Consider the following 23693-nt stretch of genomic DNA (forward strand, 5'->3'; position numbering starts at 1 on the left):
CTTCCCCCTCTCTCAACCAGCCACATCCTGTTCCATCTGCTGACGACGGTACTGCTCTGCATACCAGCCGTTGCGCTGCATCAGCTCGTCATGTGTCCCCCGTTCGACGATCTGCCCCTCATCCAGTACGAGAATCAGTTGGGCATGCTGGACGGCAGACAGACGATGAGCGGTAATAATCGTCGTTTTATCCGCGCGTTCCTGTCTCAGATGACGAAGGATGCTCTCCTCAGTCCGGGCGTCCACAGCCGATAATGAATCATCGAGAATCAGGATTCCCGCATCCATCAAAAGAGCGCGTGCAATGGAAATGCGCTGTTTTTGCCCCCCGGAGAGGGTGACCCCCTTCTCTCCAACCATGGTTTGCAATCCATCTCTGAATTGCTCCAGATCTCTCTTCATCTCCGCAAGCTCCAACGCATGCATCACTTCCTCGGTCGTCGCTTGTGGTTTCCCGAATGCAACATTTTCGACAATCGTCCGTGAGAACAGCAGATGCTCCTGAGGCACGTAGCCGATTTTTTCCCGCAGCGTATCGAATGCGAGTCCTTCGATCGGGATGCCCCCGATAAACAAAGCTTGTTCCTTCATCTGATATTGATGCAATAAGGCACGACATAGCGTCGACTTGCCGCTTCCTGTCCGTCCGACAATCCCAAGCGTCTCTCCTTCACCCAAACGAAACGAGATGTCGGTGAGTGCCGGCTTGTCAGTGCCCGGATACGTAAAAGAAAAATGGCGTGCTTCTACAGTATTGGCGATTTGGCTCGTGACCGGATTCGCTGCCTCCGTCACATCTGGCTGCTCCACCATTAGTTCTGTGAAACGCTTGTGGGAAGCACCACCGCGTTGCAACACATTGACAAGCCAACCAAAGGCGAACATCGGCCAAATTAAAAGACCCAAGTATAAATTGAACGCAACCAAATCCCCTAAGGAGATGGCGCTGGTGAACACCAAATACGTCCCATAGCCCAGCCCGATCAAAAAGCTGAAGCCAATAATAATCGCGATCGTCGGCTCGAACAGGGCGTCGATCCGCGAAACGCTCACATTTCGCTCCAACGTTTTTTCACTGACCCGGCGATACGCCTCGATATCGGCCTTTTCCTGTACAAACGCTCTCAATACCCGAACGCCTGACACAGATTGTTGGACATGATCATTCATCTCTCCGAATGCTTCCTGCGCCAAGTAAAAGCGCTCATGCAGCAACCTTCCATAGTACGCCGTTGACCAAGCCAAAAACGGCATCGGGATCAGTGCCGCCAGCGTCAGCTTCCAATCAATCGCGGTCACCATGACGCCCAGCGTTAACACGGTCATGAACAGCGCATCGACAAGCGTAAGCACCCCTGTACTGGCCGTTTGTTCAATGGCAGGAATGTCGTTGGTAGCGACGGCCATCAGATCGCCACTGCGTTTGCGATGAAAAAACGACGGAGTCATTCTCGTCAAATGGGCAAACAGTCGCTCACGCAACGTCCTCTCCAGTATCAAAGCTCCTCCATTTAACAAATACCGCCAGAGAAACCGCAATCCATACAAGCTAACACCCAAAATGAGCAAGATGACCACTGTTTGCGTCAAGTCAGCGTCCGTCAGGGAACTGTTGCGAATCGAATCCACCGTGTCGCCAATTAATTTCGGCGGCCAAAGCATGAGCACATCGATAATAAACAACACAGAGATCCCAATGACGTACCGTTTCCAATAGGCACGAAAAAACCAAGATAATTGCCGAAGTGTCTGCATATAAATCACCTCTATTTATTCAAACCTAACAGCACGACTAAAAAAGGGCTTGCGAATCACACGCAGCCCTCTTGATCTGTCTTCACCATCGTAATTTACAGAATTTTCATTGTCAATCGAAGCATACAGTTCGATCTAAGATTTTTTATCGGTTTTCCAGTCGAGCCATTCTTCTTTTAGCAGGCTGTAAGTGGCATGATCCACGTAATGATCGTAAAGGAATTCATTCCGGCGTAGTATCCCTTCCAGTTGAAACCCTAATCGTTCGGGGATCGATCTGCTCTTGAAGTTTTCCGTAGCAGCCTGAATCGTTACTTTTTCCAAATCCCACGACCCGAAGATCAATACGTCCAAGTAGGTCGCCACTGCTTCTGTCATCAGGCCCTTGCCCTGAAATTGCGCACCCAGCCAATAGCCAATGGACGTCTTTTTGTTAATCCAATCCACCGTATGTACACCGACTGTACCAGCCAGACGTCCTTGGTACCAAATACCGTAGTTGATGCCGCGATTATCGTTGTACTGGTTGATCGTCGCTTGGATGAATTGGCGCGAATCCTCTACCTTCTTCGTATAATTCAGCCACGGCAGCCATTCCATAAGATTCTCCCGGTTCGAATCCGTAAGCAAAAATAACTCCTCAGCATCAGCTAATTCTAATTGTTTCAAGTACGTATCTTCATTGATGGCTATCCGTTGAATCGGTTGCATACGAATCTCCCCTTTTCTTGGCTATTTTACTGGAAAACACCAAAATGAGCAAAAAGCGCCCGCCAGTAACAACAGGGCGAACGCTTAAAATAGTTCTGTTATTTTTTGCTATTGCCGATCTCTTCTGGCTTGAAAATGCCTGTCTCCGTAACGATTGCTGTAATGTACTTCGCAGGCGTTACATCGAACGCAGGATTGTACACCTTGATATCGTCTGGAGCTACCTGTTTGCCCAAGCCATGGGTAATTTCCTCGGCTGGACGCTCTTCAATCGGAATATCTGCGCCTGTCGGTGTCTCCAGATCAACAGAGGACAAGGGAGCGGCCACGTAAAAAGGAATGCCGTGAGCTTTTGCCAATACCGCTACCCCATACGTACCGATCTTGTTGGCGACATCGCCATTCGCTGCTACGCGGTCTGTACCCACAATGACAGCCTCTACTTTCCCTTGGGACATTACCATCGCGGCCATGTTGTCGCAGATCAGCGTCACATCAATCCCTGCCTGCTGCAATTCAAATGCAGTAAGTCGAGCGCCTTGCAGGACAGGACGGGTTTCGTCCGCGTACACCTTCAGGTTCCAGCCGCGTTCCTTTGCCAAATAAAAGGGAGCGGTAGCCGTACCGTACGCTGCTGTAGCCAATGCCCCTGGATTACAGTGCGTGAGAATTCCCATACCGTCATGCAACAGTGTGAGCAGATGTTCTCCGATGGTCCGGCATACTTCAGCGTCTTCCTTTTGAATCGCCAGTGCTTCATCAAGCACTGCCGCCTTTAACTTGGCAATCGACGCTCCGCTTTCTTTTTCAACACGAGCTTTGATGCGATCCAATGCCCAGAACAGATTCACGGCTGTCGGACGGGAAGAGCCCAGGTAGTCTGCCTGCTGGTTCAGTTCCTGCCAAAACTCGTCGTAGTTACTCGCTTCACTGCCACGAATCCCAAGGTAGAGTCCGTAAGCCGCCGCCATGCCAATCGCTGGTGCGCCACGCACCTCCAAACGACGGATAGAACCCCATACTTGCTCGGAGGTAGTCAAGTTCAAATAGATCGTTTCTACTGGCAGACGCGTCTGGTCAAGCAAGACCAATGCGTCATTCTCCCACTTAACAGGTGCCAATTGGGTGCTGGTTGTCATACTGTCGTTGCCTCCTGATAGTAACGTTCGGTCACAGTGCGTACGATGTCCGTGATATCTGTCGATTCGTCTATGCTGCCGCGACCGAGAATCAGCGCTTCTCCAATCGAGAGAGCCAGACGCTCTGCTTCTGCGCGAGTCTGGTCGTCTTCGATGGCATTCAGGTCCGCTACGCCTGCCAAGCCGATGACACGGCGCAAGATTTTGCATCCGGCATAGCCTGCTGTATCCTGAATCAGGCGCTTCACGTAGCTTTGCCAAAGTCCCTCGACATGGGCACTGCGCTCTTTGGCGTGCTTGTGCCAGAGCTGAACGAATTGCGAAACGAATTCATTCCAGACATCCTCGACCGTTTCCAGTAAGTATTCGCGGTACGCTTCCCGTTCTCCTTGATCTTTTTGCAAACCGTGCTGTCCTGCGTAGTTGAGCAACAGATTGGCAATGACCGCCCCGATATCAAAACCGATTGGACCGTAGTAAGCGAATTCTGGATCTATTGCCTTCAGGCTGTTTTCCGTGATGAAAATACTTCCGGTATGCAAGTCACCATGCAGCAGCGCTTCTGCGCGCGTAAGGAAATCGTATTTCAGCTTGGCGATTTCCAGCTTCAGCGGCCTGTTGTTCCAGATCACCTCGACTTCCCGGCGAATCAACGGATTGAAGTCGTTGGTAGGCGCATTTTCATACGGATCAGTAAAAACGAGGTCTTCTGTGATTTTGCATAATTCTGGATTTATGAATGTTCCGACTAGCGCTTTTTTATCGTACGGATGCGCGCCCAGATCGGATGTAAAGAACAAGGTTTGCGCGAGAAAACGACCAATTTGCTTCGCAAATAGCGGGTACCGCTTTCCTTCGATCAGACCTTTGCGCATGATGATGTGGTCCCCGACGTTTTCCATGACAGTCAACGCAAGCTCCCCGTCGAAATGATACACCTGCGGCACCAAGTCTGGAACGTATTTGTGCTGAATGCGGAGTGCCTCGCTCTCGATACGAGCCCGATCAATCGTAAGCGGCCAAGATTCTCCCACGACGCGGGCAAAAGGCAGTGCTTGCTTAACAATGACGCTCTTACCAGTTGATGGCTCTTGAATGTCAAAAACCAGATTGAGGTTGCCATCCCCGATTTCTCGGCTGGTCAGCTCTGCTCCTTCGCTAAAAAGACCCGGTATTCCTTTTACGTACTCCACTGCTTCCTGTTCAGTCAATGCGCGATATGCCATGATTCCAAAACTCCCCTCTACGTATTTTCCCTCTATCTCTACTTGTTTTGTTTGTGTCCCTGGAGCAATAAAAAGACCTCTTTTCCCGAAGAAAAGAGGTCGCTGTCGTCACGTGTAAGAACCGTGTTGATGTCCCCCTTATCTTCCAGACCACTTTTGTTTCTGCAGGAATTAGCACCGTGCATGTCGCCTGTCAATCAGTCGCTTCCTCGCGTCTGAATGGCGTCATGTCGGTTGCCGGGTATCATCGGGCCAGTCCCTCCACCTTCTCTGGATAAGGTATCCAAAACGTATTCGGTTTTTGATTTAGTTTGAATCATACAACCAACGCTTCCACGATGTCAACACCCTTTTGTGCAAAAATTCGCACCTTGTTACTAGTAAGTGTAATGTGCTCCCGATGCCGCAGGCTGCTCCCAATTCCACCAGTCTACCTTGCCTAGAAGCGCTGCTGTTATCGACTTTTCGGCCTTGAGCTTTAACAGTTCTTTCGTAGGTCCGGTTAGGACAGCGCCGTAGATACGAACTCCGTTTTGCTGCATGTAGTTGTATCGTTCTGTAATTTGCGGATCGCTACGAAATAACAAGGATCTGCCGATATCGCGAGTCAAACCTTCTTGCTCGGACAAGTACTTCATTTCGTTCAGATAAGTCGCCATCCGCCTATCCCCTTCCCCGTTTACAAGAATAGGTCCACCATAATCCAGCTCCCGTTCTGCAAAACCCCATACTTTTCCGGGACCTACCATCAACTGTCCCTCTTCACTCTCTTTGGTCTCGACCCCTGTGTCTACTGCAAACCAAACCGTATCTTGTCCCGAAGAGGCAACATGGCGGGAAACCAGTTCATAGTACTCCTCGTACGTCAGGAAGTGATCGAAGGAAATCGCAAGCTGTGAAACCGTTCCCTCGGGCAGCTTCTCCATCGTTGTCCAGGCAGGTGAAGTGCGAAAGTCCGTATTCTCCATTGCCCCCTCTGTCGGATAACGGAAATACAGCTTCTGTTCCCTGACCCCATTCGGCCATTTCGGCCCAGCGTTTACGTTCCACAGCACATTTGTGCTTTCAAAGCGGCCAGCGTTCTTTTCTTCCGCTCCAACCCTTTCACGCAACTCCATGCTGATATTGCCGTAAAACAATCCCACCTGCGAGCCACTACCGCCTACACTAACACCTGGTTGAGTAAAATTGACCATCGACTTCGCAACGCGAAACAGATCTTCATGCATCAGAGACCCAACCCAGCCATTCAGAATCAGCAACACAACTCCGGCCAAAAAGGGAAGCCCTATGGTGAATCCAGCGTTGGACAACCGATTTTTCCATTTCCCCCGGCGAACAATGGCACGCTGTTTTTCAGCGGACAGTGTTTCAGGCTGTTTTGTTTTCACGTTGTCCTCTCTCGTTTCTTCCCCCAACAAAAGCCTCTCCAATCGCTGTGCGTATTCCTCGTCAGCGGCTATTTCGTCCTCGAATTGTTTTGAATCTTCTTCCGCCATTTCCCCACGCAAATAAGCAAGCAGCCTCTGCTCGCGTTTATTCTCATCTGTGTTCATCACCGGCTTTCCTCCCTCCACAACTGCCGCATCTTTTGTCGTCCCCGAAACAAGGAACGCTTGACGTCTGCCAGCTCGATTCCGAGTACCTCTGCCATTTCCGCGTAGGAAAACTGCATGGCAGACAACAAAATGACCTGTCTCTGCTTTTCCGGAAGTTGCTCCAAATAGTCATGGGCCACTTCCCACAGCTCCTTGTTCACGACATGCTCTGCCGGATCAACCACCGAATGATCACGTCGCTCTGGCAAGGCTTCCACAAACGCAAATCGTTGTTTCGTCTTCTTGCGATAACCGTCCACGAAAGCGTGATAGGCCACCTTGAACAGCCAGGGCCGTACTTTTTCCCCACGGTAGTCATCCAAGGAAGAGAAGGCGCGACAAAAGGTTTCCTGTGTCAGATCCTCTGCCAGTCTCTCATCTCGTGTCAGCCGGAAAAGATAGCGGTAAATATCGTTTACATGTAGCTGGTACACATCCTCCAGACCTACTTTCCCAAGCCGTTCACACCCCTTCCTCCCTTACCACGAAAGAATTGCCAAAAAGTTTCACCTTCGTCTTATTTTTCTAATAATCCACTGCACATTCTCTGCAAAAACAAAGATTGACTCCTGACAATGAACGTCATATCATGGGGGAAACGAATAACTCTTATCGCGAGCTGGCTGAGGGACTGGCCCTATGATGCCCGGCAACCGGCGCTATACCATGAATCGTACGCTGATGATGCGTACCTTGGATAGCGAAACGGTGCTAATTCCAACGGATAAGAGTCGAGATCGAGCTTTTTTTGGCTCATCTCGGCTACTGACCCGAGAGATGAGAGGAGACGAGACGCTTTCCTAGTCGACAACCGCCTCCCCGCTCAATGGGGGGGCTTTTTTAATTTATCAAGGAGGATTAGACGTACCATGAGTGAACAACGTATCCTCGTCACCTATCTCACACAAGCAAAAGACTTGAACAAAAAGGCACAAGCCATAGCTGTCGGCATGACAGTCGGTTCCTGGACGGACCTACCGCTTGCCAAGCAAGCTGAGCTAGCGCCGTATCTTGGTGAAGCCGTGAGCGCGACACCACTTGAGACACTGGAAAACGGAGAAACACGCGGTTTGATTACCGTCAGCTATCCGACTCGTAATTTTACAGCAGACATTCCATCCTTGTTGACCGGAATATTCGGCAAACTATCGATGGATGGCAAAATCAAGCTCGTCGACATCGTTTTTCCTGACTCGTTCCTTCAGGCTTTTCCTGGACCGAAGTTCGGCATTGACGGTCTGCGCGAACGTTTAGCAGCACATAACCGACCGCTCTTGATGAGCATTTTCAAATCGTGCCTGGGCCTTCCTTTCGACGACCTGAAAACGCAATTCCGGGCACAAGCCTTGGGCGGAGTCGATCTGGTGAAAGATGACGAAATCTTCTTTGCAGATGACCGCGCTCCTTTTATCGAAAGGATCAAAGCGTTCAAGCAGATCGCTCAGGAGACCGAAGCCGAAACAGGCAAGCCCGTCCTCTATGCAGCCAACCTGACTGGACCTGTACATGAACTGAACGAAAAAGCGAAACGTGCAGTAGATGCGGGTGCTGACTGCCTCTTGTTCAATGTGCTGGCCTTTGGCTTTGATGCCCTGCACCGTTTGGCAGCCGATCCTGATGTACATGTACCGATCATGGCGCATCCAGCATTGGCAGGCGCTTACTATCCATCACCCGACTACGGTATCGCCACCCCGCTTCTGCTCGGAACGTTGATGCGCGTAGCTGGTGCAGATTTGGTGCTCTTCCCATCTCCATATGGTAACGTCGCCCTGGACAAGACAGAAGCGTTGCAGCTCGCCAAGCATTTGACTGACCCGCTGAATGGTGTACGCCGTTCCTTCCCGGTTCCCTCTGCTGGCATTCATCCGGGACTGGTTCCACAGCTTTATAAAGACTTCGGTCTGGATCAAATCGTCAATGCAGGAGGCGGAATCCACGGTCATCCTGGTGGAGCAACCGCAGGAGCAAAAGCATTCGTTGCCGCGATTGAGGCTGTCACAGCAGGCCGAACACTGGAAGAGGCTGCCGCTGATTCACAAGAACTGGCGATCGCCTTGGAAAAGTGGGGTGGCGCACGATGAGCAAGAAGCTCGTCCTGTTCTGCGATTTCGACGGAACGATTACCGAAAAAGACAACATTGTAGCGATTGTCCGCAAGTTTGCTCCCCCTGAGTGGGAAGCCCTGACGGAGCAAATCCTTTCCCAAAAAATAAGCGTTCAGGAAGGGGTAGGCAAGCTGTTTCAACTCTTGCCCTCCTCCTTGCGCCAGGACATTATCGATTTTATTGTCCATGAAGCGACGATTCGCCCGGGATTTGCTGAATTCGTGAGCTATTGTCGCGAAGAAGGCATCGAGCTGTTGATCACGAGTGGCGGCATCGACTTTTTCCTGGAGCCTATCCTGGCCCCTTTTGATCTCTCCGATGTTCCGATCTACTGCAACGGCAGTGATTTTAGCGGAGAGCGGATCACCATTACATGGCCCAACGCTTGCGATAAACATTGCACGAACGGCTGCGGTATGTGCAAGACGACAATCATCCGCCGTTACGATCCAGCGACCCATTTCCGCATCGTCATCGGCGACTCTATCACGGATTTGGCTGGAGCCAAAATCGCTGACTATGTGATTGCCCGTCACTTCCTCGCTGACAAAGCGGAAGAGCTGCAATTGCCGCATAGCAAGTTTGCCACATTCCACGACGTGATTCGCACTTTACAGCAAGTCCAACAGGAGGTTGTCTAATTCATGACCGCAACACTTGAACAACGTCTGGATGCCTTTCGCCGTCTGGATGACGCCAAGCTAACATTTGCCCGCCGGGACTGGTTTCCCGGCACTAGTGGCAATCTCTCGATTAAAATACAAAACGATCCCTTGCAATTTGCTGTAACGGCAAGCGGCAAAGACAAAACCAAGCTGTCTCCCGAAGATTATCTGGTCGTGGATCAAGACTCGCGTCCGGTGGATGAAACTACGCTCAAGCCTTCCGCGGAAACCCTCATCCACGCCGTCGTCTACAAATCGTTCCCGAAGGCCGGTGCTTGCTTCCACGTCCATACCGTATGGAACAACCTCATTTCCGAGCTGTACTTTGGACAACGCGCTTTCTCCATTCAAGGACAAGAGCTAATCAAGGGACTCGGAATCTGGGAAGAAAACGCACGCATTACTGTTCCGATTGTTGAGAACTTTGCCGATATTCCGACCTTGGCCGCCGAAATTGAAAAAGTGATCACACCAGAGGTTCCCGGCGTACTCATCCGTAACCACGGGATCTACACGTGGGGCGGCAATGACTTCGAGGCCAAGCGCCACCTGGAGGCTTTTGAATTCCTATTCGAGTATCACGCCCGCTGGCTGCAATTGCGCCAAGCAGTCGTGTCCACTACAACCACCAATTAAGGAGGAATAAACGATGGCACAAATTCGTTTTCACGACAACAATGAGTACATCTCAGCACCCGAGGAAGTTGTCTCCTTCCTGGACACTCAAGAGATCATTTACGAAAAATGGGGCGTGGATCGCCTTGATCCGAAGCACCGTGATAACTACAGCCCGACTGACGAGGAAAAACAAGAGATTCTCGACACCTTCAAGTCCGAAATCGATGCGATCAGCCAACGTCGCGGTTATTTGACAGCAGACATTATCGTCCTCTCTGACAAAACGCCTAACCTCGATGAGCTGCTGGTGAAATTCAAGGGCGAGCATCACCACACCGACGATGAGTGCCGCTTCTGCGTCGATGGTCACGGCATTTTCGCCATCAAAGGCAAAGATGGTCGCTACTTCGACGTCGAGCTGGAGCCAGGCGATCTGATCTCCGTACCACCGAACTACCGCCACTACTTCACTCTGATGGACGACCGCAAAATCAAGGCGATTCGCCTGTTCGTCACTCCTGCAGGCTGGGAAGCGATCTATTAATAACGAACCCCTTGGCATTTACTGATTGCCAGGGGGTTTTGTCTTTCTGTCTTCACTTTACGACACCATTTCCCTTGATCGATACGTCTGACTTGATTTCAACTTTGGCATTGGAAAAAGCCTTCGTCCAATCATTCTCTACCTTTTTGTACTCTTTATATTCATAGGCACGCGCATAGAGACCAAACCCAAATGGGTCTGCACCTATTTCCTGGCATTTCTTGATTAACTTCATGTAATCCTTCTGTAACTCGTCACTGATCATTCTCTCCATCTTTTTGTGGTCCTTTTCCATGTCGAACGGAAACATTCGCTCTGATATGGACACTCGCAAGTTGAAATGAACGTCAAAATGAAACCGACCGTTCTGATAGGTTGTTTTTACTTTTTTTTTGACTCCCTTGATAAAAAAACTGATCCTGTCTTTCGATATTTGTTTTTGATCGTTCGGCTCTTTAATCGGGATGGTGACGGACAGTTCCCCTTGCTTTTCATGGAGCAGCGTTTGCAAAAGAATCGTATCCCGCGGTTCTATCAGGCTTGCGTACGTCCCATTTTGTTTTAACAAAGCCGTCCCTGTTACCTTGACCGCCCGCTTTTCTTTTTTCAACTCAGTCATGGTAGGCGTCATCCCTTTTTCATACATTTGCCGATGGAGCTCCTGCGCCCTCGTCTTTACCGTCAGATTTCGGTTATTGGCTGTATCTATCAGCGTTGTTACATGAATGGCTAGACGAGGCTTGTCCTTTGGTTTAAAATCAAACAACTCATGCAATGGACCGTCAAGCACAGCCATGCGGGCGTTGACACTGAATTTTGCATCCCGAAAAACGACATCCAGCAGCCGAAACCAGTCCGGGTGAGCCAGCAGCTTTTTCCCCATCACAAGCACCTGAATTTTGCCTGCTTGGGTCAAGCCTGTCACTCGCTCATCAAAACCCATTCTCGACTCTCTAATGGTAGATGACCGGATACCGTATTCCTCAGATTTTTCCTTCGCCTCCCGATTGAACACCGGGCTTGAGATATAAAAGAGAAGCTCATTTTTTTCGTTCAAATCAATTCCGACCATCAGTGATAAAGTGGTATCCTCCAAATTGATCTGATCCCTGCAACCTGTCAACATCGTTACCAGCAAGCTCAATAACAGAATCTGAGCAAATGCCCTCACGCTTTTTCCCCCCTTTCTGCTCGTTTCGATAGCCTGATCGGCCCCCAAGCCAGTAGAGGAAGCGCATAAGCAAAGCCCAAGCCTGCAAAGCTCCAAATTTGTATCGATTTCTTCAGATCAATAAAGGATGGCGTATAAAACAATAGCGCCACTGGAACCAGAAGAAGGAACAGGCGCAAATGCTTGCGGTGATCCTTCATGCCGAATAACTGACTGGATGAAAAGACACAGAAATAGATGTACGGCAATGCAGTCGTTGACAATATAAACATATAAGTAGAGAGAAAAAGAATATCGACACGTTCTAAAAAGCGGAACTCAATGGCTTTCCATAAATTGAGCGTAGGCCATGTATACTGCGTAATTTCATCGGGGCTAAAGTATGCAAAGCAAACGACAACGACAGACAGATACACAAACAACGTCAATGTATTCGCAATGACAATGCCAAGAGGCGCATATTGCTTTTTTTGAAGAAAAGGGTAGGCAAAATAACCAAACTCAAATCCAAGAAAGGAGAGTACGGTGGATTTGCTCGCTTCCCATATCGGGTGCCAGCCGTCCTTGATCAATGGCAGCAAGTTTAACCAATGAACCTCTCGATAAGCCGTCGTGAGAACAAAAGGTATCCAAAGCGTAAGATAGAATACGAGCTCGGCGTACCTTCCTATGGCGCGAACCCCTCCCTGGAGAACAAAATAAGTCGGCAGCGTAAAAAGGAACACGACAACATAGGCGGGTGTCTGAGACAGGAGCCAAACATTAATGATTCCCGTGGCATTTATCAGCAAAACGAACGCTGCAACCCCGCAATAAATGAACATGAAAACAATAGCGATACGACCGAGCCACTTGCCCAGGATCAATGGGAATATATCGATGATCGTCTTCTCCGGATACTGCTTCATCATGTTCGTGATGACGAGACTGACTAGCGTTGCCGCAAGCCATCCGATCAAAAGCGATATCCATCCGTCGGTGCTCGCCTTCTCCGCCAATTCTCTGGGAATCGTCAATACGCCGATCCCTACTTGTGCCCCATGAATGAGGAGAATGTACTGAAGGACGCTCAATTGGTTGTACGTATATTTTTTCATCACCCGTCCTCCCTTGGCCGATTATCGCCTTGTCTTTCCTCTTCAATCGTATAGGCTGACAGGGGACGCTCTTTCATTTTCCATAGTGGCAGGCGGATAAACAAATCTTTCCAATCGCCGAAGCGCACAGGAGCAAGAGGGCCTCCATAAGGAACACCTAATGATTCCAGCGTAATCAAATGGCCAATCAGTGCCATTAATCCCACAATAATTCCAACGAACCCAAACATCGCAGCGAGGATCATCATCAAAAAACGAATAAGCCTGACTGCCGAGGCCATATCGTAGTTCGGAATAATAAAGGATGAGATCGCTGTAAATGCAACGACGATCACCATAATATTGCTCACAATCCCTGCTTGCACAACCGCTTGACCAATCACGATACCTCCCACAATACCCACAGTTTGTCCAATAGGAGCCGGCAAGCGAATACCCGATTCCCGGAGCATTTCCAGTGTGAGCTCCATAATAAATGCCTCTAACAAGGGTGGGAATGGAACCCTTTCGCGGGACTCTCCGACTGACAAAATCAAATCGAGTGGGATCACCTCATAATTGAAAGAAATCAACGCAATATAAATCGCGGGTAAAAAAGTAGCAATCAAAAAAGCTAAATATCGAAGCAAGCGAATAAACGTGGCGACAGGCCAACGTGTACCGTAATCGTCAACGCTTTGAAAAAAGGAAGCGAAAGTAGCCGGTCCGATTAATACGCTTGGAGAGCGATCGACAACGACAGCAATCTTCCCTTGCAAGATGTGAGAGGCAACTGTGTCGGGCCGCTCTGAGGTCAAAAACTGCGGAAACAGCGAATAAGGATTATCCTCGATATACTCCTCCAGTTCAGACGCATTGAGAATCGTGTCAACCTTGATCATCTTGAGCCGATCTTCCATCTCCTGTAATATTTCCGGATTCGCCACATCAGCCAAGTACATGATCGATAGCTTTGTAAGGCCTCGTTCTCCCAGCCACATTTCTTTTATTTTTAATTCACGGTTGGGAATATAGCGGCGAATGAGGGCAATGTTCTGGGCGTCCGTTTCGACAAACCCTTGGTGTCCTCCCTTAAGCGCAGCCTCCAACTGCGGGTCTTCTATTGCCCGCTGCGGCCATCCATTCGTTTCGATCACAAGCACTTCTTTTCGACCCTCGATAAATAAAAGACTGCTCCCAAGCAAAATCTCGGTTTCTACTTTCCGAAAGTCGTAGGCAACGGATACCTTCCCGACAGATAACAGGTCAAAAAGACTCGATTTCTCACCCTCTGGGTGTGACAAAAGTGGACGAAGCACATTATTATTAATCGAATTTTTGTCAACCAAGCTATTCAGGTAGACGAGTGTAACCATGCCATCTATATGCTGGCACGCAAACGTCCGAATGACCAAATCGGGTGTAAGCGTAAATATCGCATTCAGCTCCGCAAGGTTATCACTTAATCGCTCACTGATTTCCCGGACACGGATAGGCTCACTCGAGTGGCTCATCCTGTCTTTGACAGATGTCTTTTTTCTTCTCAGCCACCCTCTCATCGCCATCTCCTACAGCTCCCGCCCTTTTACGAAGTATGTTTCCATTAGCGTTCGTGAGAGCTTCCCAAAATATGCATGCGACTTGGCACATTCTGCCGCTGAATCGAATAAATCCCAACACCCTGCAAATACTGTTGGGAGTACGAGATTACTTTGGCGGGGAAATCATGAAAAACGGATTATCTTTTACACAAATCGTCGTCATGCTGCTTTTAACCAACGGATTGATGAACCATGTCATCGTCATTCCGATGATGCTAGATTCGGCAAAAAGAGACTCCTGGATCTCGGTTTTGTTAGCTGGGCTGCTTTACTTGTTGTGGACTGGTTTGCTCTATTCGGTCTATAAACAAACTGAGAATAAGCATCTGTTCCAGTGGATGAAACAGACTTACGGCTTCCCTCTGTATTTTGTTTTGGCGCTGCTGACATGTATCTACTGCTTCGCAATCGCCACCATGACGATGACTGATACGATTACCTGGATCAATTTATCGTTTGCTCCAGAAACACCTCTGGGGGTAAATACGATTTTGTTTGCAGTCCTGTGTCTCGTAAATGCCCTGTTTGGAATCCGCTCTATCGCCATTACCTCATCTGTCCTTTTGCCATTCGTCGTGCTCTTAGGATTTTTCGTCATGTCTACCAACTTTCCAAACAAGGATTACAGTCTTCTCCTCCCCATCATGGAAAATGGGATGCCCCCTGTGTTAAAAGGAATGATGTATGCGGGCACTGGCTTTGTCGAGCTGCTCCTCTTTTTATTTTTGAAACACCATCTACAATCCAAAGTGCCGTACTATCAACTATTCATCCTGGCGTTTGTCATGATTGGCCTTACATTCGGGCCAACCCTAGGGGCGATCGTAGAATTCGGTCCTGATAAAGCCGGAAAATTGCGCTATCCTGCCTATGAAGAATGGCGACTTGCCAATATCGGCCTGTATATCGAGCATCTCGATTTCCTGAGCATATACCAATGGTTTAGCGGTGCCTTTACGCGAATTTCTCTATCGCTTTTGCTCATTGTAGAGATCCTGATGATTCCTTATGGCAAGAAGCGGACTTGGTGGTTGATCGGGCTCTTTTTCTTCTCTTCTGCCCTCTCCCTCTACCCGATGAGTGCGATTCAATATTACAGCCTTTTATCGAAACAGATTATGCCTAGTCTGTTGGTATTGGCCCTGTCTCTTTCCGTCGTTTTCGCTCTCTTGACAGCCTTCGCCCCTAGGAGGAAACAACATGAAGAATCGTAGGTTTGCCAAGGTCAAAGGGTATACGCCAGCATCAGCTGTTAAAGAATTACCCTCGATTTCTGTACAAGCGTTTCAAGATTTGTTTGAAGACTGTAATGACGTATGCATAGATACACACACGCTGATCCCAGGACGCTCTCCCACTCGTGTGCATTTTATCTACGCCGACTGTATTTGCGATTTAGATCACATCAGTGAGTACTTGATGCCGCAGCTCATTCAACTTTTTGTCAACGAAGACATTCTCCATGCAGAAGAGTTATTTGAGAAACGGCTCTTTTTCATGAATGAGCTGGCGCAGCCGACGAATGTCGATTGGATATGCAGGCACGTTTTTTCCGGAAATTTATTGCTGGTGTTTGAAGACTTTCAAGCAGTCTATTATGTGGAGACTGGCAATCCTCCCAGGCGCGAACCCGAGGAAACGAATACAGACGCCTCGATTAGCGGCCCCCGAGATGGCTTTACAGAAGAAATGAATACGAATCTGGGACTCATCCGCAAAAGGCTGCGGACGCATCAATTAAAATTCGTCCCGTATATCATCGGCAGCCACACGCATACGCGTGTTGGTTTGTTGTATTTGCAGGACCAAATCGATCCGCCGTTGTTGAAAGAAATTCAAGACAGAATGAACGCTCTTGATAGCAAAGGCATCATTAGCGGTATGCAAGTAGAAGAAAGATTATCTCGATCACCCTTTACTCTTTTGCCAGAGTTTCAATACACGGGAAGACCCGATTATGTGGTAAATGCCCTGTTAAAGGGACGATTTGCCGTTTTGGTCGATGGCTCTCCCATTTCGCTTATTGGTCCTGTAAACTTTTTCATGCTGCTAAACGCTGCTGAAGATAGCAGCTCCTCTGTTTTTTCCGTCGTATTTGTTCGGATTCTACGACTCGCCTGTGTCATCATCGCCCTTTTTTTACCCGGCTTTTGGGTAGGACTCATTACATATCATCAGGAACAGCTTCCCTATACACTCATTGCTACCATCGTCAAATCGAGACAAGGTGTTCCATTGCCGGCTGCCTTGGAGGTTTTGCTCATGGTGCTCTTGTTTGATCTATTCAAGGAGGCTGGTTTGCGCCTTCCTCTGTCCATCGGTCAAACACTATCTGTTGTAGGAGGCCTGATCGTCGGACAGGCAGCGATATCGGCTGGTTTAACCTCCACAGGGAGTCTTGTCATTGTCGCGCTTTCCGTAATGGCTACCTTTACGTTATCCAATCAGCATATCGTCTCGTCAGTCACACTGTTTCGGTTCGGGATATTGCTCTTATGCTCGCTTCTCGGGATGTTTGGCTTCATGATGTCGCTTCTCGCAATGGTTCTGTTCTTTTCCAACATGCGCTCTTTTGGCGTGTACTATTTGTCTCCACTTGCCCCGACCTCATGGCCTGATTTGTATAAAACGCTGCTCCGCACACCATGGCGCAAAGTGGAGAAAAGTCCTGAGTTCCTGCATAATCCTGAAAAAAGGAAGGGCTCCTGACATGGCTCACATCCGAGCAATAGCTGTCCTCCTCCTCCTTCCACTCCTGCTAAGTGGCTGCTGGAACGCGCGTGAAATTGAGAATCTGCTTTATGTCAATGCGCTTGGGGTCGATTATGTGGACAATAAGTTCGAGGTATACGCCCAAATATTGAGCTTCTCTACCATCGCCAAACAAGAAGCGGGAGGAGAACGGTCTGCGAGTGGGGTCGCCATTGCAAAAGGGGTCGGCGATTCTTTTGTGAGCGCCCTCTTTAGTCTCTATCCCACGAATCAGGAGCAAATGACTTGGAGTCATATTCGCTCTCTGGTTCTCAGTGAACAAGTACTGAAACACCAGCATCTCGATCAGGTCATCGATGAGCTTGATCGGTTTTACGAATTTCGCTACACAATCTGGACGTATGCGACCAAAGATCCACTGATGGATATTCTTACGCCCAAGCAAGTATTCAACCAGCCTGTCATTTACTCGCAATTGTCCAATCCACAGGATCTTCACAAGCAAAACTCCGTGATATACCCGATGAAGCTATTTCAATTTGTCAGTAAAAGAGATGAGCCCAACAAGGTCGTCTATTTGCCAATGCTCTCTATTAACAGGAAGACCTGGACAGAGGACAACAAACCTTTACCCCAGCTTAAAACAACGGGTGCCTGCATGCTGCAAAACAAGGAGGTCAAGGGATGCTGGCCGCGCTCTGAACTGCTCGGATTGCGCTGGTTAGACGAACATACCAACCGATCGTTACTGACCGTAAAAAAAGGCAAGCAACCTCTCGCAAACCTTGTCCTGCAAAAACCAAAAGTAAAGATACAGCCGCTGTTGCGAGACAATCAAGTCGCGTTTCAGATTGATGTGGAGCTGCTAGGTTTCATACCACAATATCAGCACATAAGCCCCGTTCGGGAAATCGAAAAAGAAGCCGCGAAAAAAATTGAAGAGGAGATTCGGGGGCTGTACGAAAAAGGTCGGAAGCAGCAGATGGACACGCTTCAGCTCGGTCACACCCTTTATCGGAAATATCCGCAAGAATGGAAACGAATGCAGCAAAATGGAGCACTACCGCTTCAGCCTTCTTCTCTGGGAGCGGTGAACGTCAAAGTGACAATTCACGATGGCGGGATTTCGAAGGTGAAGCAAGTGCGTTAAATACGAAAGGAGCAAAGCGTTGAGCTTTGCTCCTTTTTCCTTTTACTATTTCGAACTACACCACATACGCTCCCGCTTCGATCACGCGGTCTGCAATTGAACGTTTCAGTGCTACCGTGTTGATCGGCGTGCGGCGGGTCAGCTTTTTCAGGATCGAGAGGCGCAGACGAAGCTCGTCGCCCTCTTCCATTGCCGCCAATGCTTCTTTTGCCCAGCCTTCGATACGGTCGAATGCCTCATGTACATAGACAGCGGTCATTTCCAGCTTTTGCTGCTCGGCTTCGAGGCCATTTGCCGCCATTGCTTTCTCTGTCCGCTTCACGATGCTGTCCATTGCATACAGCTCGATTAGCATGTCAGCCGCGAATGCCAAGAGTTCCTGTTCTTTGGACATCGCTTGTTGGTATTTCATCATCGCAGAACCAGCCACCATCAAAATGATTTTGCGCGTGATGTTGATCAGATGCTTTTCCATAGCCAAAGGTGCATCTTCAATTTCTTCTGGATAATAGCTCATCAGATCTGCTTGCAGGCTGCTTGCTGCTTGCAGGAGCGGCAGTTCGCCTTTCATCGCCTTTTTCACGAGCGTATCCGGGATGAGCATGCGGTTGATTTCGTTCGTTCCTTCGAAAATGCGGTTAATCCGCGAGTCACGGTACATGTTCTCGATCTCATACTCGGACATAAAGCCGTATCCACCGTGGATTTGCACACCTTCGTCCACGCAGTAATCCAGAACCTCAGTGGCAAATACTTTATTGATCGAGCATTCGATTGCATAATCAGCAATCGCTTTCGCAACTTCCGCGCCATCATCCGCTTTTTCACCCAAACGAGTCAGCGCTGTATCGAACAGACCCACTGTCCGATAGACGGAGCTTTCAGCCGCATACGTTTTCACTGCCATGTTCGCCAGTTTGTTTTTGATTAAGGTAAAGTTGGCAATTGGCGTTTTGAACTGCTTGCGCTCTTTTGCGTAGTTCGTCGCGAGTTCCACCGCTTTTTTCGCGGAGCCGACTGCGCCTACCGCGAGCTTGTAACGACCCACGTTCAAAATGTTGAACGCGATCACGTGACCTCTTCCAGGCTCACCGAGCAAATTGTCTACCGGCACAGGTACATCTTGCAAAATGACCGTGCGTGTCGAGGAGCATTTGATCCCCATCTTCTTCTCTTCCGGTCCAAACGAAACACCTGGGAATGTACGCTCGACGATAAAGGCAGTAAATTTCTCGCCATCAATTTTCGCGTATACGATAAATACATCAGCAAAGCCAGCGTTTGTGATCCATTGCTTCTCTCCATTGAGAATATAGTGCGTGCCATCTGCGGAGAGAGTCGCTGTCGTTTTCGCACCCAGCGCATCTGAGCCAGAGCCTGGCTCTGTCAGGCAGTAGGCAGCGATTCGTTTTCCAGACGCCAGATCAGGCAGGTAGCGCTGTTTTTGCTCCTCGTTTCCAAAGTACACGATCGGCAGTGAACCGATCCCGACATGGGCGCCGTAGCTGAGCGCAAAGCCGCGAGCCAGCGAGAACTTCTCTGTTACGAGTGCCGTGCTGACTTTATCCAGCCCTAGTCCCTCGTATTTCTCCGGAACGTCTCCAGCCAATAGACCGAGCTCCCCTGCTTCCTTCAGCAGACGAACCGAAATATCAAATTGGTGGTTTTCAAGCTCTTCCAAATGAGGACGAACTTCATTGTTGACGAAATCCTCCGTCGTTTTGGCAATCATCTTTTGCTCTTCGGTGTATTCTTCTGGCACGAATACATCATCAGCTGAACCTGCATCGATCAAAAAGCTTCCACCGCGGATCAAATCTTTTGTTTCTGCCATTACTATCCCTCTCCTTATATGAAAATTAGATCATTTCAAAAACGCCAGCGGCTCCCATTCCACCACCGATACACATCGTAACGACTCCGTATTTGCCGCCTCTGCGCTTCATTTCATTCAAAAGCTGGACGGTCAGCTTGGCACCACTGCAACCGAGTGGATGCCCTAATGCGATTGCCCCACCATTTACATTGACCTTTTCAGGATCGAGTCCCAGCTCGCGAATGACGGCAATCGATTGAGAAGCGAACGCTTCGTTTAACTCAAACAGATCGACATCCTCCAAGCTGATTCCCGCCAGCTTCAATGCTTTTGGAATCGCGACAACCGGACCAATCCCCATGACATCAGGGTCTACGCCACCAACCGTAAAGGAACGGAACTTGGCAATCGGCTCGACACCCAGCTCGGCTGCTTTTTCGGCAGACATCACGAGAACTGCCGCCGCGCCATCGCTCGTTTGCGAGGAGTTTCCTGCTGTTACGCTACCTTGCACATGAAAGACCGGCCTGAGCTTCGCGAGTGCCTCCATCGTGGTGTCCGAGCGCGCTCCTTCATCCTTGTCGAAAACACGTTCCTGAACGTGAACCTTGCCAGCTTCATCGACAAAATGCTGCTTGACTGTCAAAGGTACGATTTCATCCTGGAATTTCCCTGAAGCAATCGCAGCCGTCGCACGCTGATGGCTTTGCAGAGCAAAAGCATCCTGATCCTCACGAGAAATGTTGTACCTCTTCGCTACTTCTTCAGCCGTATGGCCCATACTCATGTACGCTTCCGGCTTCGTTTCTACCAGAGTCGGATTGAGTGCGATTTTGTGACCGAGCATTGGTACCAGACTCATGCTCTCCACCCCGCCAGCGACAACCACATCGGAGCTGCCAACCATGATCTGCTGAGCAGCGTAAGCAATCGTCTGCAAACCGGAGGAGCAAAAGCGATTGATCGTGATTCCCGATACATTTGTCGGCAATCCGGCACGCAGTCCGATCAGGCGAGCCATATTCATGCCTTGCTCAGCTTCCGGTACAGCCGTCCCCATGATGATATCCTCGATATCAGCCGGATCGAGCTGTGGCACGCGGCGCAACAGGTCGCTGACAACTGCGGCTCCCATATCGACTGGGTGAAAATCCTTGAGACTTCCTTTTTTCGATTTACCGATAGCGGTGCGGGCACCCGCGACAATAACTGCTTCTCTCATCGTTATCCCTCCCTCTCCCTAGTTACGCAAAGGCTTGTTTTTGGTCAGCATGTGCTGCATCCGTTGCTGGCTTTTCGGCGTCTTGATCAGTTCGAGGAACGCTTGCTTTTCCAGCTCCAGAATGTAGCTCTCTGTCACTTCTGTACCCGCTGGCACGTTACCACCGGACATGACATAGGCAACTTTGCTTGCGATCAGCTCATCATGCTCGGAAATATATCCACTCTTCTTCATGGCGTAAATATTTTGGCGCAGGTTCGCATAACCCGTTTCTCCGATGACGCGAATTTTGCGTGGCGCTGGCGGCGTGTAGCCCTCTTTATCCATCTTGAGCACTAGCTGCTTCGCATCGTACAACAAATGATCAGCATTCACGCTGATGCGGTCGGTCGGTCGCAGGTACCCCAGATTGATGGCTTCCTGACCGCTCGTAGATACCTTTGCCATGGCAATGGCTTCAAACGCCTTCGCAACGAATGGGAACGGATCAACTGGCATGCTGCCTCCCTCTGGAACGTTTTCCATTGCTCGGAACAGCATCTCCTTCGTTCCTCCGCCACCTGGCAGAAGCCCTACTCCCACCTCAACCAGTCCAAGGTACGTCTCTGCCGAAACCTGTACACGATCCGCGAGATAGACCACCTCAACACCGCCGCCCAGCGTCATGCCAAACGGTGCTGCGACGACTGGACGATGCATGTAGCGCAGTGCCCGTGCTGTTTTGTGGAAGTTCGTGACGAGCATGTCGAGCTCCAGCCAATTCTCATCCTGTGCTTCCATCAATGCCATTGCGAGATTCATCCCGACGCAGAAGTTTTTGCCTTGATTACCGATAACCAGACCGGCGAAATTCTTCTGCACTTCCTCTGCGGCCTGACTTGCCATCTGCAAGACATCCATCCCAAGTGCATTGTGCGGGGAGGTAAATTCCAGACATGCAACTCCATCGCCCAAATCGACCAAGGCGGCACCCGCATTTTTCTTGATCAGCTTGCCTTGTTCCTTAAGTGCAGCCAAGTTGATGTTTTCTTTACTCTCTTCAACGTCCTTGTAGGTGCCTCCGATGGAAAACACGCTGCGCTTCCCTTGCTCTTTTTGATAAAAGGAGGTTTTCCCACTCGCGAGCAGCTCTTCGACAAGTGCCGGAATCTTCTCGTTTTCCTCACGCATTTTTGCCACTGACTTTTCGAGACCAATGGCATCCCATGTTTCGAACGGCCCCATCTCCCAGCCGAAGCCCCACTTCATGGCCTGATCAACAGAGACGATATCGTCTGCGATCTCATGAGCTTTTTCAGCAGAGTACAGCAGTACCTTTTTGAAAACATTCCAGACAAACTCACTGCCCTTGTCCTTGCCGTATGCGAGCGCTCTCAACTTCTCAGGCAATGTCTTGGCTGTTTTGGCTGTTTCGAGGGAAGCGAACTTCGGCCTCACACTTGGACGATATTCCAGCGTGTCAACCGACAGTGCCATAATCTCTTTGCCTTTCTCTGTCTTCACCTGCTTGAAAAAGCCTTGACCAGCCTTTTGCCCGATCCATCTTTTCTCCACCATTTGCAGAACGAACTCCGGTACTTCGAAAACCGAGCGCTCCTGCTCATCCGTGCTTTTGTTCCTGACATTACCCGCCACATGCACGTACGTATCCAGTCCGACGACATCGAGTGTGCGGAACGTAGCGCTTTTCGGACGGCCGATGACCGGACCTGTCAACGCATCTACCTCATCTACCCCAAGCCCCAGTCGCACCATTTCGTGGATCGAAACCTGCAATCCATATGTACCGATGCGATTGGCAATGAAGTTAGGTGTATCCTTGCAAACAACCATTCCTTTTCCGAGCACATGCTCACCAAAATGCTTCATGAAAGAGATGACTTGCGGATCTGTATCTAGACCTGGGATCAGCTCCAACAGCTTCAAGTAGCGTGGTGGGTTAAAAAAGTGTGTGCCGAGGAAATGCTTGCGGAAGTCATCAGAGCGTCCCTCTGCCATTTCGTTTATGGAAACCCCAGACGTATTGGAAGACACGATTGTCCCTGGCTTGCGATGCGCTTCTACCATAGCGAAGACGCTTTTCTTCACCTCGATGTTCTCGACAACGACCTCAATAATCCAATCGACCTCGCTCAAGCAAGAGAGATGGTCTTCGAAGTTACCAACTGTAATCAGGTCGATGTTCTTTTTATCGTAGAGCGGCGCCGGCTTCTCCTTCAAAAGTCGGTCACGGCCCGCTTGTGCGATCCGGTTTTTCACCACGCTATCAGACAAAGAAAGCCCTTTTGTACTCTCATCTGCTGTCAATTCACGCGGCACGATGTCCAGTAAATAAGTGGGAATACCGACGTTGGCTAAATGTGCTGCGATCCCGGCGCCCATAACGCCTGAACCGAGAACTGCCGCCTTGCGAATTTTGCGTTCCATCTCCAAATCCTCCTTTTAAAAAACCTAGTCATGGCTTATTCATGGTCAAAAGAATGGCCTCGCAACAGTGAATACCTAATTTTCAGACTAGAAGATCATTTTTAAAACTTCTACTTTCTCTATAGATATTCCTGTGTACGTCAGCACATGTCTT

General features: G+C 49.4%; 19 protein-coding genes and 2 riboswitches. Of the genes, 7 read left to right on the plus strand and 12 right to left on the minus strand.

Annotation, left to right across the window (positions count from 1 at the left end; translation table 11 throughout):
• Positions 1-12 precede the first annotated feature (12 nt).
• From AB432_RS25125 to AB432_RS25150, 6 genes are all read right to left on the minus strand, one after another.
• Complete coding sequence (locus AB432_RS25125) at positions 13-1755, minus strand: ABC transporter ATP-binding protein (RefSeq protein WP_048034609.1); 1743 nt, start codon at positions 1753-1755, stop codon at positions 13-15.
• A gap of 135 nt (positions 1756-1890) precedes the next feature.
• Positions 1891-2466 (minus strand): GNAT family N-acetyltransferase, encoded by a 576-nt coding sequence (locus tag AB432_RS25130; RefSeq protein WP_048034610.1) that lies wholly within the window; start codon positions 2464-2466, stop codon positions 1891-1893.
• A gap of 98 nt (positions 2467-2564) precedes the next feature.
• A complete protein-coding gene (mtnA, locus tag AB432_RS25135; RefSeq protein WP_048034611.1) occupies positions 2565-3605 on the minus strand; it encodes an S-methyl-5-thioribose-1-phosphate isomerase in 1041 nt (346 codons plus the stop codon).
• Positions 3602-4831 carry an S-methyl-5-thioribose kinase gene (mtnK, locus tag AB432_RS25140; protein ID WP_048034612.1) on the minus strand — a complete coding sequence of 410 codons (1230 nt, stop codon included), beginning with the start codon at positions 4829-4831 and terminating at the stop codon, positions 3602-3604. Before mtnK ends, mtnA begins: the two co-directional genes overlap by 4 nt.
• A 135-nt stretch (positions 4832-4966) precedes the next feature.
• A riboswitch (SAM riboswitch) is annotated at positions 4967-5112 on the minus strand.
• Between the two features lie 96 nt (positions 5113-5208).
• Positions 5209-6387: an anti-sigma factor gene (locus tag AB432_RS25145; protein WP_201265946.1), complete on the minus strand. Its 1179-nt coding sequence runs from the start codon at positions 6385-6387 to the stop codon at positions 5209-5211.
• Complete coding sequence (locus tag AB432_RS25150) at positions 6387-6863, minus strand: sigma-70 family RNA polymerase sigma factor (RefSeq protein ID WP_053079628.1); 477 nt, start codon at positions 6861-6863, stop codon at positions 6387-6389. Before AB432_RS25150 ends, AB432_RS25145 begins: the two co-directional genes overlap by 1 nt.
• Before the next feature lie 172 nt (positions 6864-7035).
• Positions 7036-7213, plus strand: a riboswitch (SAM riboswitch).
• Positions 7214-7298: 85 nt separating this feature from the next.
• On the opposite strand from AB432_RS25150, the gene AB432_RS25155 reads away from it, so the two are divergent.
• The 4 genes from AB432_RS25155 to AB432_RS25170 are packed head-to-tail and all read left to right on the plus strand — an operon-like array spanning position 7299 to position 10364.
• The gene (locus AB432_RS25155; RefSeq protein ID WP_048034615.1) at positions 7299-8513 is read left to right on the plus strand and encodes a 2,3-diketo-5-methylthiopentyl-1-phosphate enolase; all 1215 of its coding nucleotides are present in this window, start codon (positions 7299-7301) and stop codon (positions 8511-8513) included.
• Positions 8510-9178 carry a 2-hydroxy-3-keto-5-methylthiopentenyl-1-phosphate phosphatase gene (locus tag AB432_RS25160; RefSeq protein ID WP_048034616.1) on the plus strand — a complete coding sequence of 223 codons (669 nt, stop codon included), beginning with the start codon at positions 8510-8512 and terminating at the stop codon, positions 9176-9178. The genes AB432_RS25155 and AB432_RS25160 overlap by 4 nt, the downstream gene beginning before the upstream one ends.
• 3 nt (positions 9179-9181) lie before the next feature.
• Entirely contained in the window at positions 9182-9838 is a 657-nt protein-coding gene (locus AB432_RS25165) for a methylthioribulose 1-phosphate dehydratase (protein WP_048034617.1), read from the plus strand.
• A 13-nt stretch (positions 9839-9851) separates the two neighbouring features.
• Positions 9852-10364, plus strand: coding sequence for a 1,2-dihydroxy-3-keto-5-methylthiopentene dioxygenase (locus AB432_RS25170; protein WP_048034618.1), 513 nt, complete (start codon positions 9852-9854; stop codon positions 10362-10364).
• A 52-nt stretch (positions 10365-10416) separates the two neighbouring features.
• On the opposite strand, the gene AB432_RS25175 is transcribed toward AB432_RS25170, so the two are convergent.
• The 3 genes from AB432_RS25175 to AB432_RS25185 are packed head-to-tail and all read right to left on the minus strand — an operon-like array spanning position 10417 to position 14176.
• Entirely contained in the window at positions 10417-11535 is a 1119-nt protein-coding gene (locus AB432_RS25175) for a Ger(x)C family spore germination protein (RefSeq protein WP_048034619.1), read from the minus strand.
• On the minus strand, positions 11532-12632 hold the full coding sequence (locus AB432_RS25180; protein ID WP_048034620.1) for a GerAB/ArcD/ProY family transporter: 1101 nt from the start codon (positions 12630-12632) through the stop codon (positions 11532-11534). The genes AB432_RS25175 and AB432_RS25180 overlap by 4 nt, the downstream gene beginning before the upstream one ends.
• Positions 12632-14176: a spore germination protein gene (locus AB432_RS25185; RefSeq protein ID WP_048034621.1), complete on the minus strand. Its 1545-nt coding sequence runs from the start codon at positions 14174-14176 to the stop codon at positions 12632-12634. The genes AB432_RS25180 and AB432_RS25185 overlap by 1 nt, the downstream gene beginning before the upstream one ends.
• Before the next feature lie 29 nt (positions 14177-14205).
• Between AB432_RS25185 and AB432_RS25190 the strand changes: the two genes are divergently transcribed.
• From AB432_RS25190 to AB432_RS25200, 3 genes are read left to right on the plus strand one after another with little or no spacing between them, the layout of a single operon-like run.
• Entirely contained in the window at positions 14206-15426 is a 1221-nt protein-coding gene (locus tag AB432_RS25190) for an endospore germination permease (RefSeq protein WP_235617548.1), read from the plus strand.
• Positions 15413-16921: a spore germination protein gene (locus tag AB432_RS25195; RefSeq protein WP_048034622.1), complete on the plus strand. Its 1509-nt coding sequence runs from the start codon at positions 15413-15415 to the stop codon at positions 16919-16921. The genes AB432_RS25190 and AB432_RS25195 overlap by 14 nt, the downstream gene beginning before the upstream one ends.
• A 1-nt stretch (position 16922) precedes the next feature.
• Positions 16923-18074 (plus strand): Ger(x)C family spore germination protein, encoded by a 1152-nt coding sequence (locus tag AB432_RS25200; protein ID WP_048034623.1) that lies wholly within the window; start codon positions 16923-16925, stop codon positions 18072-18074.
• 55 nt (positions 18075-18129) lie between these two features.
• Here the strand turns inward: AB432_RS25200 and AB432_RS25205 are convergent, their stop codons facing one another.
• The 3 genes from AB432_RS25205 to AB432_RS25215 are packed head-to-tail and all read right to left on the minus strand — an operon-like array spanning position 18130 to position 23539.
• Positions 18130-19908, minus strand: coding sequence for an acyl-CoA dehydrogenase family protein (locus AB432_RS25205; RefSeq protein WP_048034624.1), 1779 nt, complete (start codon positions 19906-19908; stop codon positions 18130-18132).
• A gap of 25 nt (positions 19909-19933) precedes the next feature.
• Positions 19934-21112 (minus strand): acetyl-CoA C-acetyltransferase, encoded by a 1179-nt coding sequence (locus AB432_RS25210; RefSeq protein WP_048034625.1) that lies wholly within the window; start codon positions 21110-21112, stop codon positions 19934-19936.
• A gap of 18 nt (positions 21113-21130) precedes the next feature.
• The gene (locus AB432_RS25215; RefSeq protein ID WP_048034626.1) at positions 21131-23539 is read right to left on the minus strand and encodes a 3-hydroxyacyl-CoA dehydrogenase/enoyl-CoA hydratase family protein; all 2409 of its coding nucleotides are present in this window, start codon (positions 23537-23539) and stop codon (positions 21131-21133) included.
• Positions 23540-23693: the final 154 nt, after the last annotated feature.

Source organism: Brevibacillus brevis, assembly GCF_001039275.2.
GTDB lineage: Bacteria > Bacillota > Bacilli > Brevibacillales > Brevibacillaceae > Brevibacillus > Brevibacillus brevis_C.